General features: G+C 69.5%; 10 protein-coding genes. 4 read left to right on the plus strand and 6 right to left on the minus strand.

Annotated features, from left to right (window positions below; all coding sequences use genetic code 11):
- Window positions 1-97: 97 nt before the first annotated feature.
- The gene (locus ABT085_RS32340; protein WP_351615957.1) at window positions 98-400 is read right to left on the minus strand and encodes a hypothetical protein; all 303 of its coding nucleotides are present in this window, start codon (window positions 398-400) and stop codon (window positions 98-100) included.
- A 323-nt stretch (window positions 401-723) separates the two neighbouring features.
- Window positions 724-1,914: an epoxide hydrolase family protein gene (locus ABT085_RS32345; RefSeq protein ID WP_351615960.1), complete on the minus strand. Its 1,191-nt coding sequence runs from the start codon at window positions 1,912-1,914 to the stop codon at window positions 724-726.
- A gap of 341 nt (window positions 1,915-2,255) precedes the next feature.
- On the opposite strand from ABT085_RS32345, the gene ABT085_RS32350 reads away from it, so the two are divergent.
- Window positions 2,256-2,975, plus strand: a complete 720-nt coding sequence (locus ABT085_RS32350; protein ID WP_351615963.1) for a DUF2625 domain-containing protein — start codon at window positions 2,256-2,258, stop codon at window positions 2,973-2,975.
- A gap of 119 nt (window positions 2,976-3,094) precedes the next feature.
- On the opposite strand, the gene ABT085_RS32355 is transcribed toward ABT085_RS32350, so the two are convergent.
- Complete coding sequence (locus ABT085_RS32355) at window positions 3,095-5,899, minus strand: helix-turn-helix transcriptional regulator (protein ID WP_351615966.1); 2,805 nt, start codon at window positions 5,897-5,899, stop codon at window positions 3,095-3,097.
- Between the two features lie 748 nt (window positions 5,900-6,647).
- Between ABT085_RS32355 and ABT085_RS32360 the strand changes: the two genes are divergently transcribed.
- A complete protein-coding gene (locus ABT085_RS32360; RefSeq protein ID WP_351615969.1) occupies window positions 6,648-7,127 on the plus strand; it encodes a VOC family protein in 480 nt (159 codons plus the stop codon).
- A 19-nt stretch (window positions 7,128-7,146) separates the two neighbouring features.
- Here the strand turns inward: ABT085_RS32360 and ABT085_RS32365 are convergent, their stop codons facing one another.
- From ABT085_RS32365 to ABT085_RS32375, 3 genes are all read right to left on the minus strand, one after another.
- Entirely contained in the window at window positions 7,147-8,079 is a 933-nt protein-coding gene (locus tag ABT085_RS32365) for an ABC transporter permease (RefSeq protein ID WP_351615974.1), read from the minus strand.
- A 222-nt stretch (window positions 8,080-8,301) separates the two neighbouring features.
- On the minus strand, window positions 8,302-10,632 hold the full coding sequence (locus ABT085_RS32370) for an ATP-binding SpoIIE family protein phosphatase (RefSeq protein WP_351615980.1): 2,331 nt from the start codon (window positions 10,630-10,632) through the stop codon (window positions 8,302-8,304).
- Window positions 10,633-10,863: 231 nt separating this feature from the next.
- Complete coding sequence (locus ABT085_RS32375) at window positions 10,864-11,256, minus strand: MarR family winged helix-turn-helix transcriptional regulator (RefSeq protein WP_351615983.1); 393 nt, start codon at window positions 11,254-11,256, stop codon at window positions 10,864-10,866.
- 350 nt (window positions 11,257-11,606) lie between these two features.
- On the opposite strand from ABT085_RS32375, the gene ABT085_RS32380 reads away from it, so the two are divergent.
- Together ABT085_RS32380 and ABT085_RS32385 are read left to right on the plus strand one after the other, a co-directional pair.
- Window positions 11,607-12,677, plus strand: a complete 1,071-nt coding sequence (locus ABT085_RS32380) for an FUSC family protein (RefSeq protein WP_351615986.1) — start codon at window positions 11,607-11,609, stop codon at window positions 12,675-12,677.
- Between the two features lie 1,291 nt (window positions 12,678-13,968).
- A partial coding sequence (locus tag ABT085_RS32385) for an epoxide hydrolase family protein (protein ID WP_351615989.1) occupies window positions 13,969-14,987 on the plus strand: 1,019 nt, incomplete at its 3' end.

The following is a 14,987-nucleotide window of genomic DNA, read 5'->3' on the forward strand; positions in this document are numbered from 1 at the left end:
GTCGACAGACGGCCTGCGGGACACAGTGCGAAGACAGGCAAAGAAAATCCGCTTTTGCGACTCACCGTAAATTCCCCTCCTGCAGGCGACGGGGCTCTCACGGGCTGAACCGGATGAGCCACTCGTCGGCGCTGTAGGTGTCCCGTGCCGGATCCGGCACACTCACCGCCTGTTGTTCCACCGTGTCCGCAAGCGTGATCCGTCGCGGCAAGGTGCCGACCCGGGCGCGGCGGGCCTCTTCTTCATGAGTGGGGTTGCGCTGTGCGGCCTGCTGCATGGCATGGACGTCCTCGGATGTGGCGGGCCGGTTGCCGGGCGGTGGCGCATCGGCGGTGGTGATGTGCGTGTGGGGTCCGTCCCCGCGGGCGGTCTCGAACGCCGTGCTGCTTGTGGCGCACACCGGTCCGTTCGGCTGCGTCGCGGCAGGCGCGGTAGCGGTATCGCGCGGCGCAGTCGTCTCACACAGCGCTCAGGGTTCGCGCGCGGGTGTTTGCGTGTGGGGGAGTGGGGGAGTGGGGGCGGACTGTGGGGGTTCGAGGCGGACAGCTCCGTGCGCCGGCTGATGGGCCGACGCACAAGGAGAGCGGGACCTCGACGGTCCCGGCAGGCATCCGATGCAGCTGCCGGCCGGGTGGGAACCGGCCCCGGTGGGACGGCCGGCAGCTGCAGCTGCGCCCGTGATGCGGCCGTCCCGTCGGGTGTTCGTTGTCCGGTTGTGGGGGTCTAGCGCAGGGAGCGGAAGCCTGCTCGGACCTCGTTCACGAGGAGTTCGGGCTGCTCCCAGGCGGCGAAGTGGCCGCCCTTGGGCAGGCGGTTGTAGTGGACGAGGTTGGGGTAGGCCTGTTCGGCCCAGGACTTGGGGGCCTGGTAGAGCTCGTCGGGGAAGACGCTGACGGCGACGGGCAGCTTGACGCCCTTGGCGCTGAAGAACGTACTGGTGTTCTCGTGGTAGAGACGGGCGGCGGAGACGGCGGTGTTCGTCAGCCAGAACAGGGTGATGTTGTCTAGGACGTCGTCACGCGTCAGGCCCTCGGCAACGCCCTGGAAGGCGCGGGTGATCATGGCGAGGCTGGCCGCGTCGTGGTCGAGCATGAACGCCGCCAGACCGACGGGTGAGTCGGCCAGGCCCGTCAGGGTCTGCGGGCGATCTCCCATGAAGTACGCGTAGTAGACGTGCTTGTAGAAGAATTCGAGCTGCTCGACGGCCGTCTTCTCCTCGTCGTTGGCCAGGACGGTGCCAGCGGGCAGCGGGTCGCCCTTGGCCAGGGCCTGGTCGATGGCGGGCGGGAACACATTGGCCATGTTGGTGTGGATGCCGGCCAGGCCCTTGGGTTCCTGAGCGGCCATGACCTCGGTGACGATCGCGCCCCAGTCGCCGCCCTGCGCCACGTACTTGGTGTAGCCCAGGCGCGTCATCAGCTCGCCCCAGGCACGGGCGATGCGCTCGGGGTTCCAGCCGCCCGAGGTCGGCTTGCCGGAGAAGCCGTAGCCCGGCATCGAGGGGATGACCACGTGGAAGGCGTCCGCGGCGTCGCCGCCGTGGGCGGTGGGGTCGGTCAGCGGCTCGATGAGCTTGAGCTGCTCGACGACCGAACCCGGCCAGCCGTGCGTCACGATCAGCGGCATCGCATCGGCGTGCTTGGAACGGACGTGGATGAAGTGGATGTCCAGGCCGTCGATCTCGGTGATGAAGTTCGGGTAGGAGTTCAGCCGCGCCTCCACCTTGCGCCAGTCGTACTCCTTGGCCCAGTAGCGGGCCAGTTCGCGGACCGTGGCGAGCTGGGTGCCCTGCGACTGGTCATCGACGGTCTCCATCTCCGGGAAACGCGTCGCCTCGATACGCGAACGCAGGTCGTCAAGGTCCGCATCGGTGAAACGGACGGTGAACGGGCGGATCTCGGGCGTGCCAGACACTTCTGTCTCCTTGATGGATGAACTTCGGGCAGGCCGAAAGGCCGGCCCGGGCTGCCGGATTCACAGACGCTCTCCTTGCGGGGGAAGAAGCTCTTTCTTCCCCCGGGATGCCGCCGGCTCCCGTGGAGCCGGCCGCTGCGTTCCGGTGCCATTTCATGATGGGCGACCCCGGTGTCCCCCCACATCAGAGAGATGACCTAGATCGAGAAGAGAACAAGCAGGCCCGGGTAAGTCACCTGACACAGCCACAGCACCTACTGAGAGGTCATCTCGACAGACGGATGGTCCATCGAAGTGCCCTGCCGGTTGGGCCCGAGAGGCGTGGGTGAAACGATGCGGGCATGCGTGAGTTGAGCCAGCTGATCGACGTCGAGGAGCCTGCATGGCCGGAGCTCAGAGAGGCTCTCGGCAGTGGGCCGGTGTCTGTCGAGGTGCTGCCACCCGACAGCGACCTGGCCAGGTCATCTCTTCTTCAGCTGCAGGTGACGGCCAGGTCGTATCTGGGTGCGGTGGTGTTGCACTGTGGTGCGCTGCTGGTGGACCACGGATGGGTGAGAGTCTTCGGCAGCCCCTCGGGCGGGGCCGTGCCGAGTCTGGCCCGGGTCAATCAGTTCCCGGAAGCGTTCGACTCCGCGTGGCGACTCGATGCCGCTCTGGTGGTGGCGCATGACGTGCTGGGAGGTGTCTTCGCTCTCAACGGCGCAACTCCTGCCAGCCGTGGCCGTCCCGGGGCACCCGGTGAGATCGTCTACTTCGCCCCGGATTCGCTTCGCTGGGAGGCTCTGGGAGCCGGGCACTCGGCGTGGCTGGCCTGGCTCGCGTCCGGGGCGCTCGATGAGTTCTACGCGGATCTGCGCTGGCCCGGCTGGCAGGACGAGGTTCGGGCGTTGAACAGCGATCAGGGCTTGTCGCTGTTTCCGCCGTTGTGGTCCGCCGAGGCGCGTCAGGACATCTCCGCGACCAGTCGTCGTGCCGTGCCCATGGCGGAGTTGCTCGGTATCGGCCGCGACTCATGTCGGCAGTTCGACGGGGTTGACCCGGGCTTTCTCGGGGCCGTGTGAACCGGTCACCTGGTTCGGCGGGACCAGGTGCGTGCCATCGGTGAGGCGATGTCGGCCAGGCTGGTGCGCCGCACACTGCTTGGGTGTCCCCGTTCCCGGCCGGCGGCGCCCGCCTTCTCCTAGGGCAGGTTTTCGGCCGGGGGCCGGCGCTCCAGGGCGTCGCGCAGCATGGCGCGCGAGGTGATGCCCAGCTTCGGGTAGATCTGGTAGAGGTGGGCGCCCACCGTCCGGTGGGAGAGGTAGAGCCGTTCGGCTATCTGCTTGTTGGTCAGTCCGGAGGCGGCCAGCCGGGCGATCTCTGTCTCCTGGGGCGTGAGTGTGTGCACCGCGGAGGTGTCGGTGCGCCTCTTGCCGGTGCCGGCGGCGCGCAGTTCGCTTTCGGCGCGCTCCGCCCACGGTCTGGCGCCGAGATGGGTGAAGGCGGACAGTGCGGCGCTGAGCGGTGCCCGGGATTCGGTGGCGGCCCGGGCGCGGCGCAGCCGCTCGCCGTAGGCGAGTTGGACGCGGGCGAAGTCGAACGGCCAGCGTTGTGCGCCGGGGATCGCCAGTGCGGCGGCGAACAGGGCGAGCGCCGTGTCGTCGTCGGTGGTGCTCAGGGCGACCGAGGCTTCGGTGAGCAGGGCGTGGCGCGAGGAGATCGCGGCTGTGCCGGCCGCCCGCATGGCGCGGACGTGGTCGGCCGCCCGGGTGTGCTGGTTGGTGCGGACGGCGGCTTCGACCAGGTCCATCGTCAGCCACAGCGCGTGCGGCGCGTGGGAGGCGAGGCTTCCGGCGGGGCTGACGGCGGTGGCGTGGCCGTAGGCGCCGGCGTAGTCGCCGCGTCCCAGGGCGGCGACGGCTGCGGCGTGGCGGGCGTAGTGAACGGCGCACAGCGCTCCGCGAGGTGCGGCCCAGTGGATGATCCGCTCGGCGATGGTCTGCGCTTCTTCCGCCTCTCCCCGGGCGGCGGCCAGGACGGCCTGGACGTACAGGAAGTACCAGGCGAAGGCGTGGTAGCCGTGGGTCGCGCACAGCTGGAGGCCTTCGGCGGCGAGCTGGGCTGCTTCGTCCCACTGGCCGGTCAGGTAGTCGTCCAGGCAGAGGTGGATCAGGGCGGACAGGTAGCGGCGGGCCGGACCGCCGTCGCGCCCCCTGCGCACCACGCGCCAGGCTGCTTCGCGTACCTCTCCGAGCCGGTCGCTGTAGAGGGCGGCCGTTCCGGTGCGTGTGACATGGACCAGGTCGGTTGTGTCCGCCAGTCCTGCCATGAGCAGGTCGAGTTCCTCCGAGGCGGTGGCTCCTGTGCGCGCGGGGTCGGCGAACGTCTTGCCCAGTGCCGACAGGATGGGCGGCACGCTCGGCGTCAGCTTCCGGACCGTCTGGTGGTAGGGCAGCCACAGTTCGCGCCGGGCGCCGAAGAAGCAGACCAGCGCCAGCGTGTGCAGCGTGTCGACGAGTGCCTTGTTCTCGGCGTCGTATCCGTGGTGTGTGCTTTCCAGGGCACACACCAGCAGGCTGTGGGCCGTTTCGACGTCTCCGTCGCCATTGAGGATGAGCAGGGCGGAGGCGGCCGCCGCGTGCAGGGAGCTGTCCGCCTCCCGGGCTGCGTGCCGGGCGCCGTCCAGGATCTTCTGGGCGCTGGGCAGCGATCCGGTGGACTCCGCGCCGACGTAGGCGGCTTCCGCGAGCCGGCGGCTGCGGTCGGGGCCGGGAGGGGTCAGGTCCGCGGCGCGGATCAGCGTCCGCATGCCGCCCACGGCGTCGCCGCGGTGCAAGGTGATGCGCGCGGCGTCCTCCAGCAGGGCGGCGACCTGCTCGTCCGGCTCTACGGTCGCCTCGCCCAGATGCCAGGCCCGGCGTTCGGGCTGGTCCACCAGGACCTGGGCGAGAGCGAAGTGCACGGCCCGCCGTTCGGCGCTGGTGGAGTTCTCCACCACGGCCGAGCGGATGAGCGGATGGCGAAACCGCAGCCGGCGGGCGACCTCGTCGAGATAGACCAGCTGGTGTCGTTCGGCGGGGGCCAGGTCGTCCAGGTCGTATCCGTCGTTCGCCTGCCGTGAGGCGGCTTGCAACACGCCGAGGTCGCCGACGCCTTCCAGGGCCGCCATCAGCAGCAGACGCTGTGACGGCGGCGGCAGGTCGGTGATGCGGGAGCCGAAGACGTTCTCCAGGCGCTGGCTGAGCGGGAGCACGGCAGGCAGCGTCTCGAGGTCGGGGACCTGCATGGCGGGCAGGACCGAGGGCAGTTCCAGCAGGGCCAGGGGGTTGCCTTCGGCCAGGGTCAGCAGACGCTGGCGTGCGCTTGTGACGAGCTGCGGAAATCTCGAGCTGACCAGACGGGCGGCGGAGTCCTTGTCCAGCGGCTGCAGCCAGTATTCGGGCAGGCCACCGCCGTCGTGGAGGCCGTGCGCGCCGGTTCGCGACGTGGCGAGGAAGCTCGTGCGTATCCCGGCGACGCGGCGCGCGACGAAGCCCAGGACGGCCGCGCTGGCCCGGTCGATCCAGTGCAGGTCATCGACGACGAGCAGCAGCGGGGCGCCTGAGGCCACGGCCTGCAGCAGCACAAGCACGGCATTGGAGACGACGAGCCGTTCCGGCGCAGGCCCGTCCTGGAACCCCAGTGCCACGCGCAGGGCGTGCCGGAGGGGCGCGTCCAGGGCGTCGATTCCGTCCTGGAAGGGGAAGAGGATCTGGTTGAGCCCGGAGTAGCTGCAGTTCGCCTCGAATTCGACGCCGACGGCCCGCAGAACCCGCGTGTTCTCGGCTCGGGCGGCCTCGGCGACACAGTCCAGGACCGCGGTCTTCCCCACTCCCGCGTCCCCGGACAGCACCAGGGCCCCACCGCCTGTTCCGAGTCCCACGAGATCACGGATCTGCCGCAGGTCGTGGTCCCGGCCGACGAGGGGGATGGTCGTCCCGGGCGTGTGGGACTCACTGCTGATCACTGCGCGTTCCATTGCTGTTCGCGGCCCGGGAGGCTGAGCCGGGGGAGGGATGGGCACCGTGTGCCCGCGGGGCATCACAGGTTGTCCAGGACACGGGGTCGGCCAGGCGGCAGGCGCCGCCGTGGCCGGGGGGCGGGCTGCGACGACAGGTGGGCGTACAGGTGACACCGTGTGACGACAGGTAGATGATGAAGCCTTTGCACTATTGCATATGGGGTTTTGCGGTAGGAGGATACACGCCCTGCAGTCGCGTGCGGCGGAGGCCGGGGTGCGGCGGGCAGGGGGATCGCCGACGCCGGGGCGCCCACCCCGTCCGCGCCCGCGGTGCTGGTCATCCAGGCGAAAGCCGGGCCGCTCCCCGGCGCCGGGGAGGCGGCGCCCGTCATGCAGCCCTAGACTTTTGCGCTTTTTAAGCGTGACCACTTTACTTGTGTGCAAGGTAATTGTTAGTGTCGAAGCCCGCCCTCCACCGTCAAAGTCGACGCATCGCGCGGTCCGGCTCACCAGCACCGAGGAATCCTCACTCGGCGCAGGGCCTGCGCCGTCTTTCCGGTCGTCCCGCCGGTGGCGGCAAGCCGGAACATGCACACAGATCACGCGCTGGGGGCGGGAGCCGGGGCATCCGGCCCTGTCTCCTGGGAGTCCATCCGGCCTCCCTTTCGGGCCGCCCCTGCCTCGTCAGTCACCCCCCTTCAAAAACGAACACCACGTCACGACCTCAAGCAGCAAAGCCACATGGAGGACAGACATGAGTACGCAGCAGAACAGTGCAACGGACGCCGCTGCACAGCCGTCCGTTCAATTCAGCCTCGAAGTAGTCGTTCTCCCGGTCGCCGACGTCGACCGGTCCCTGAGCTTCTACCAGAACCTGGGATGGCGGCTCGACGCAGACTACGAAGCCGGCCCGCAGTTCCGGATCGTGCAGCTGACACCGCCCGGCTCCCCCTGCTCCATCCACATCGGCCGCGGCACCACGCCCTCACCGCCCGGCTCCGCGCACAACCACTACCTGGTGGTGGCCGACCTCGACGAAGCCCGCGCCGACCTCATCAGCAAAGGCGTCGAGGTGAGCGAGATCTTCCACCACGTATACGACGCAGGCATCCAGGAGCGAGTACCGGGCCCCGCGCCGGACCGGCGAAGCTACGCGTCCTTCGCCACCTTCAGCGACCCCGACGGCAACAGCTGGCTCCTGCAGGAGGTCCAGGTACGCCAGCCCGGACGCTGACGGCGCCAAGACGGCATCCCTAGACGGCAGAGCCCGGACGCCGGCAGGCGCAAGCCGCATGCACGACGGCCGAGCCGGCCGTTACGATGCCGCATCCCCGCCAAAGACGCCGGGGATGCGGCACGATCCGGTTTCCGCAGGAGAAGCCCTTCGGGGAGCGCAGAGCGTCGACGGGCTCCATGCGGGAGGCCCGCAGTGACGGGTAGAGACCGGCCGTGAGTCCGACGGGGGCTCCGGCGAGCGGGGCTGCGCATGTGAGACGGACGTCCAGGACCGGAGTCCAGTTGACCACCATGCCCAGGACGGCACCGAGGATTCCGCCGAGCAGGCCGATGGTCGTCGGCTCCGCCAGGAACTGGCCGGCGACCTGCCGCCGGGAGGCACCAAGGGCCCGGCGCAGTCCGATCTCCCCGGTCCGCTCCATGACCGTCACCAGCGTGATGTTGGCGATGCCGATGGCGCCGACCACCAGCGAGACCGGTTCGAGCACCAGGAACAGGCCGTTGACGTCGCCCTGCACCCCCTTGCGTGCCCTGACCGGGTCGGGCGGTGCCGTCACGGTGAGGGCGTCCTCGGCTCCGGGAGCCAGCGCGATCGGCGCCTGATGAGCCACCTGAGCCGCCGCGCCGAGCGCGGTGTCGATCAGTACCCGGGGCACCGCTTCGAGGCCCAGCTGGTCCGCGGCTGTCGTGGGCGGCAGCATCACCGCGGTGGAGACCTGCTGCTCCCGTTCGGCTCCGCCCACAATCCCGATCACGGTATAGGCCTGGCCCTTGAGGAACACCGCGGGGGAGTCCTGGACCGAGCCGATGCCGAGAAGCCGTGCCGCCTGGTCCCCGAGCACCGCCACCCGGTCGTGCCTGGCGATGTCACCGTCGTCGAAGAAGCGCCCGGCGGTCATCCGGCCGCGCACCGCGGCCGGCAGCGTGGGGGACGCCGCGAGCACCGCCATGGTCTGGCCGGCGACGTTCCCGGGAGCGGCACGTCGTTCGCGCGTACCTGGACGCTCACGGTCTTTTGCGAGTCGGCGACCGCGGCAGCCGAATCGACCCCGGCCAGCCCCCGGACCGTATCGATGCCCGATCCGGCAACATCCTCGCCCGGGCAAGGGAGTTGTGGCGAGGCCGGCCGCAAAAGCAGCACCACCGCCAGTGATGCCCGTAGTGCGAACCCGTCACGTCGGTGACGGTGCGGTCGGCACGTCCTGGGGGCGCGTGCGGGCCGTCGACTGCTCGGCCCAGACAGTCTTTCCCTGTGCCTGGAAGCGGGCGCCCCACTGGTCCGCGAGTGCAGAGATGATGAACAGCCCGCGGCCGGTCTCGTCGACGGTGCGGGCGTGTTTGACGTGCGGGGCGCTGGTCGCGGCGTCGCTGACCTCGCAGGTCAGTTTCTGTCCCAGGATCAGGCGCAGTCGCAGGGGAGGAGCGCCGTAGCGGATCGCGTTGCCGACGAACTCGCTGACGATGAGCTCGGTGGTGGACGCCGTTTCCTCCTCCACACCCCACAGCTGCAGCTGGTGGCGGACCGCTGCGCGGGCGATCGATGCCGCCTTGGGGTGGTCCGGCAGCGAGCGGGTCAGTACGTGGTCTGCGGGCAGGGCCTTGGTGCGGGCGAGCAGCAGCAGGCTCTCGTTGCTCGGGGAACCCGGGAACGCCGAGGCGATGGTGTCGCGCAACTGTGGCAGCGATCTGGTGCCGGCGCCGTCCAGGAGCGGGCGCAGGGAGCCGGAGGGGGCCAGCACCGCGTCCGCGAGTGCGGCCGTGCCCATCGCCAGAATGCTCCCTTCGGGGAGGCTGACGGTGGTGGCGGGGAACGGGGCGTCGTCCGTTGCGGCGAGCAGGGGTCCTGGTGAGGCGGGCAGGACCGCCGAGGTGCCGTCGGGGAAGAGCGCGACCGGTTCCGGCAGGCCGGCACGGGCGATGGTGCAGGTGCGCTCGACCGGGTCGTACATTGCGATGGCGCATCGGGCGGCGAGCGGCTCGGGGCTGAGGGGGTCCATGGGAGGCAACGCGGCACGTGCGGACAGCAGGCGGGCTGCGGTGTCGCTGAGGCGGGCCAGGAGCTCGTCGGGCGGCAGATCCAGGGCGGCGAGCGTGTGGACGGCCGTCCGAAGCAGGCCCATGGTGATGGCTGCGGCGATGCCCTGCCCTGCCACGTCGCCGACGATCAGCGCGGTCCGCATGCCGGGCAGCGCGATCGCGTCGTACCACGCGCCGCCGCCCTGGGGGCCGGGAAGGTGCAGCGGGGCGATGTCCACGGTGGTCTGTGTGGCCGGAGGCCGGGGGAGAAGTCTGCGCTGGACAGTGGACGCGATGATCCATTCGCGCATGTACTGATGGGCGTTGTTGATGCACAGTGCGGCATGAGCACACATCGCGGACGCCACCGTGACGTCGTCCTCCATGAAGGGGGCTTCGTGCCGGTGGCGGTAGAAGCTCACTACGCCCAGAGCCTGGCCGTGCAAGGCCAGCGGTGCCACGATCATGCAGTGGGCTCCTGACCGTTTGATCACGGCGGCTCGGACCGGGTCGGCGGCCAGCCAGGAGCTGTCCTCCTCGATCGCGACGAGCCGCGGCCTGAGGTCGGACAGAACCCGCGAGAAGGGGGTGCCAGGGGGCAACGGGCGCACGGTTGCGGCCGAGGGCCTGCCGATCAGGCCCCGGAACGCCGCATGGCGCAGCGGCAGGTCCTGGGGGGCGGGGGTCCGGGGAGGGTCTTCTCCGCGGACGATGTCCTCGACCACCTCGACGTCGGCGCTGCCCGCGAAGCCGGGCACCACCGCCCCCACCAGCTCCCGGCACACGTCCATCACGTTCATCCGGTGCCCCACCTGGGCGCGGACCGTGTCCAGCAGGGCCAGGCGATTGCGGGCGCTCTCCCGTTCGGTGACGTCGACCGCGGACACCACCAGTCCCAGCACATGGCCGTAGGGATCCTCCAGACGGAAGTAGGAGACGCTGAAGACGCGGCTTCCGGGCCGGCCCGGCACCTCGACGCCTCGCAGGAGCCGATCGACCACCGGCTCACCGCTTTCCAGGACGCCTAGCGCCACGGCCACCTCGTCCTCAGGGCGTTCGAGGGCGTACACCTCGGTGAAATGCGTGCCCAGCAGGTGCTTTGCCGCACTGTCCGGCAGTCCGTGGGCGGCGGGGCACATACGGACCACACGCAGCTGGTCGTCGAGCACGTACAGTTCCACCGCGGACTGGGAGAACACGGTCTTCAAGACCGCCTTCTCCTGCCGTGAGGCGGCATCCTCCGCCGCGGTCACCCGCCACACCACGGAGGCGCCCTGCAGTACCGGTCTGACCAGCACCGCGGCCGTCTCGGAGAACCGCTCCCGCCGCCAGTCGCCGTCATTTGTGGCGGCCTCGCGCATGAGCATGGACAGGGACCGGCCGACGGCCTCCTCGGCGGACCAGCCGAACAGCTCCTGCGCCGGACCTCCCCACTCGACCACTCGCCCGCCCTCATCAATGAGTGCAAGCACATCATCGTCGGGCATCCCGAAGCACCTCCGCCTGGATCCCTGCCCGCCCGATGCGGCGGCAGGCTCGCCTACCCGGCAGATACACCGGTCGGCTTATCTCCCAGAACGCCCCGGTCCGGCCCGTGCCGCAACCGCTGTACGGGCACAGCGGGACGCCACCGCCGTGGTGCCGGGCCGGCACGGGCCCTGGTTGCGATCTGGTCCGGGACGTCGCTCACTGCGGATCGGCAATAGGCGGCAGTCGGGTCAGTCCGGCGCGGTGACGTCGGAGGTCAGACGCTCCAGGAGGGACTTGGCAGCGCCGACCTCCCAGTCGGCCAAGCCCACGGCCTTTTCTGCGGCGGCGGGGATGGGGCGAGCGCGTTCGCGGAGCTCGGCCCCTTGCGCGGTGAGGGTGATCTGCACCGAGCGCTCGTCGCTCGCCTGCCGTTCGCGCCGGATCAGCCCGGGCGCTTGCAGACGCTTGAGCAGCGGCGTCGGAGTGCCGTAGTCGAGCTGCACGAGCGTGCCCAGGGTCTTGATGGGCAGGGCCCTGTGCTCCCACAGGACCAACATCACCAGGTACTGGGGATAGGTCAGATCGAGCCCCTCCAGCAACGGACGGTAGCGGTTCGTCAGCGCCCGCTGCGTCGCAAGCACATCCGGTCATCGAGGAGCAGGCTGCCCTCGGGCGCCTGGGCCTGTTCGACGTCCGCTTCATCGGGCAATGCAAACGGGGAATGCGGCGCACTGCGGTGCCATCCCTGCGGCATCTGTGGCGAAGCAAGCAGCTGCAGCGCCACGGTGCCGCGCCCCGGAGGCCGTAAGCCAGCCAGCTGAAGCGGGCCGACCGCGTCATGCGCGGCGCAGGCGGCCGTGATGGAGGCCACCCGCCGATCAGGCACGCCTGTGGCAATATACCTTTTGTGCGTTTTTCTTTTGCGCTCTATCCGTCATTCAAAGCGGCCTCGTGGGCCCGCACGTCTCGCTCGGGCGACAGCAACGCCGCCGTGCATCTCCTCAAGAGCCTGATCGCCGCCCTGCTTGCGTGGGGTGCCACCGCCCGCTGGCTGCCCGCGCAGGACCAGTACCTGGCCGTGGCCGGTGCCTTGCTCATGGTGAACACCTCCACCGTCTACCGATCAGTGAACCGGGCCCTGCACAGCGCCCTCACCCGGATCGTCGGGACCGCGCTGGCGCTCTCGGTGGTCTGGCTGCTCGGCTCGGCCGTCGGAACGGTGGCCGCCGTCTTGGCGATCACCCTGGTCACCGCGGGACGCCGGATCTCCGACGACCGACTGCAAATCGCCTCCAGCGCGGTGCTCACCCTTGCCGCGGCCACCGCGGCCACCGCAGCTCCATTCGGCCACGCGATCCTGGCGGCGATCGGCACCGTACTGGGCGCAGGCATCGGCATCACGGTGAACGCGCTGGTCCTGCCGCCGCTCCACCTCACCCAGTCCGACACCGCCATCCGCGATCTCGCCGGGTCGATGGGCGCGCTGCTGCGCCAGATGGGCGGCGGCCTGTGCGAGCGCCGGGACGTGGACCGGGCCGACGTCTGGCTGGAGCAGGCCCGTGACCTGGAGCGGCTGGTCGGCGAGGCACAGAGCCACGTCGAGGAGGGCCAGGAGTCCTTGCGCTGGAACACCCGCTGCGCCTTCGGCCGCTGCGGTCCGGTTGCCCACAGCGAGCTGTGGCACGTTCTGCACGGCGTCTCGTTCCAGATCCGCGGCATCGCCCGGACACTCGCCGACAACGCGGCCGACGACGGCACCCGCCGCCTCGGCCCGGTCTTCCTGCAGCGCTATGCCGAGCTGCTGGAGCTGGCCGGCGAGGCGGTGGAGGCGTTCGTCGCACCGCACCGGCCGAAGCCGGCCGACCGGGACGACGCCCGTGAGCGGCTGCGCGGGGCGCTGGAGCGCGCCCGGTCCTGGCATGACACCATGACCGACCTGGTCGGGCACGGCACCCTGGCCCGCCCGCGTGCCTGGCATGTCTACGGGTCGCTGATGATCGACCTCGAGCGGCTGCTGACCGACCTCGAGCACACCGACACCCACGTCGCGCTTGCCCGCTGACCGGCCCGTCCACGCGGGTGCACCCGATGCCGGCAACACGGACCCCGCAGGTGACCGCGACCACAACGCAGCACGCAACGTCCTGTTCGAAGGACGTCGTATCGTCGCCGCCGGACGGGCGGAGACGCTGAAGGCCCGTGGAGCGCCGGTAGGACGGGCACACGTGCCCGCACAGCGCGGTGAATCAGGACGCCCCCGGGCGGGGCAGACGGCCCAGGCCGAAATCCCTGGACTTCAGGCCAGGGAGCACGTCAACGGCGACCCGTATCAGTCACCTCCTGACCCGCAGATCTGCCGCCCGTCGTCGGCCGCCGGCCGCTACAGGGCCGGCAGGGCCTGTTCGACGACCTCGGTCAGGGCCGGGTGGATGTACACCACGGCACGGCCCACCTGATCTGCCGTCACCCCCATGGCCATGGCCTGGATCAGCGGCTGTATGAGCGTCGCCGCCTAGGGGCCGATGATGTGAGCGCCGAGAATCGTGCGCTCGGCCGGGTCGGCCTGCCGATTGTCGACACCGCCCGGGATGCCCTCGCCCCACATCACGTGGTAATGATTTTCATCAGACGGTGACCTTTGCCACTCCTAAAGAGTGCTCGATTACCTTGTGCACGAGGAGAGTGGGCGATAGGTTTTGATGGTCGACGAGGTGACATCAGCGCTCGTCGGCCGCAACTACCCGTTGAGCCGGAAGCGAGGACATCGCCATGGTTTGAAGCTTGAACTCATCGCCCGTAGCGGGGTGGCTGCCCCGCCTCGGCTCGCCCCAGGACCTGGTCTTTGGTGTGGAGCAGGTGGATGCGGGCCCCGCAGACTCATGCGGTTACCTAAGCAGTCGAAATATCGGCTTCAGTAGCTGCAGCCACATGACAGGTTACCGGGATGGCAGCCCGGGCCCTACCGTCAACGGTGTCGCCAGAACGGGAGCGGGCGGCGCGGCGAATCCGCGCTGACCGCCGGAAGGGGCGGCTGGTCTCTTCGGGAGGAATTCCTGGGAGCCAGGCTTACCGTTCGAGTTCCCAAGGCGCCACTCGGGGACCTGCGTGCGTGTACCAAGACCGCGTGCCGGCCCAAGAGCAAGACGCCGCCGACCAGTTGCGGATGTCTTCTCCTGCCGGCACTGCCAGACCCTGAAGAGCTGGGTGGAGAAGGTCTGCCCGAACCTCGGTAGTGATCCCACCGCCAATCCCCGTCGCCTCTCGAACAGGCGAATTTACGCATTCCTTTCGCATCGGGAAGCGCTGCGCAGCCCTTCCCGATCTCTCATTCATTGCACGACAAGGAGACCGAAATGTCCGCCACATCCGCGGCGATCCGCCCGTTCAAGGTCAAGTTCCCCGAGGCAGAGCTCAGGGAACTGCGTGCACGCGTCGTCTCTGCGCGGCTGCCGGGGAAGGAGACCGTTTCCGATCTGTCGCAGGGTACGAAGCTGGAGACGGTGAAGCAGATCGCCGGCTACTGGGCGTCGGAGTACGACTGGCGCAAGGTCGAGGCGAGGCTGAACTCCTACCCGCAGTTCATCACCGAGATCGACGGGGTGGACATCCACTTCATCCATGTGCGCTCCAAGCACAAGGACGCGCTGCCGCTGATCGTCACGCACGGCTGGCCGGGTTCGGTCATCGAGCAGCTGAAGATCATCGATCCGCTGGTCAACCCCACCGCGCACGGCGGCAAGGCATCGGATGCCTTCCACGTGGTGATCCCCTCGATGCCCGGTTACGGCTTCTCGGGCAAGCCGACCACCACCGGCTGGGGCCCGGACCACATCGCCCGTGCCTGGGCCGTGCTGATGAAGCGCCTGGGTTACGCCAAGTACGCCGCGCAGGGCGGTGACTGGGGTGCGGTCATCGTGGATCTGATGGCCCTGCAGAAGCCGCAGGGGCTGGTGGGTATCCACACCAACATGGCCGGTGTGGTTCCGGCCGCGCTCGACGCCGCGCTCTTCGCCGGCAACCCGGTGGACACCACCGCCTTCTCGGCCGAGGAGAAGCGGACGGTCGCGCAGCTCGACTTCTTCTACAAGCGTGTCGGCTACGCCAACCAGATGGGCCGGCGCCCGCAGACCCTCGTCGGACTGACCGATTCCCCGCTCGGTCTGGCGTCCTACCTGCTCGACCACGACCACGCCAGCCAGGAGCTGATCTCGCAGGCTTTCGCCGGCCACCCGGGCGGCCTGAGCCGGGACGACTTCCTGGACAACGTCACGCTCTACTGGCTGACGGACACCGCGGTCTCCGCGGCGCGTCTGTACTGGGAGAACAAGTTCCAGTTCTTCTCGTCCAAGGGCGTCACGCTGCCGGTGGCCGT

It is taken from the genome of Streptomyces sp. NPDC002265 (assembly GCF_040296125.1).
GTDB lineage: Bacteria > Actinomycetota > Actinomycetes > Streptomycetales > Streptomycetaceae > Streptomyces.

Bases quoted from the DNA above. Each gene is read 5' to 3' on its own strand.
- ABT085_RS32350 (WP_351615963.1), top strand. From the start codon at position 2,256: ATGCGTGAGTTGAGCCAGCTGATCGACGTCGAGGAGCCTGCATGGCCG.
- ABT085_RS32360 (WP_351615969.1), top strand. From the start codon at position 6,648: ATGAGTACGCAGCAGAACAGTGCAACGGACGCCGCTGCACAGCCGTCC.
- ABT085_RS32365 (WP_351615974.1), bottom strand. From the start codon at position 8,079: ATGGCGGTGCTCGCGGCGTCCCCCACGCTGCCGGCCGCGGTGCGCGGC.
- ABT085_RS32370 (WP_351615980.1), bottom strand. From the start codon at position 10,632: ATGCCCGACGATGATGTGCTTGCACTCATTGATGAGGGCGGGCGAGTG.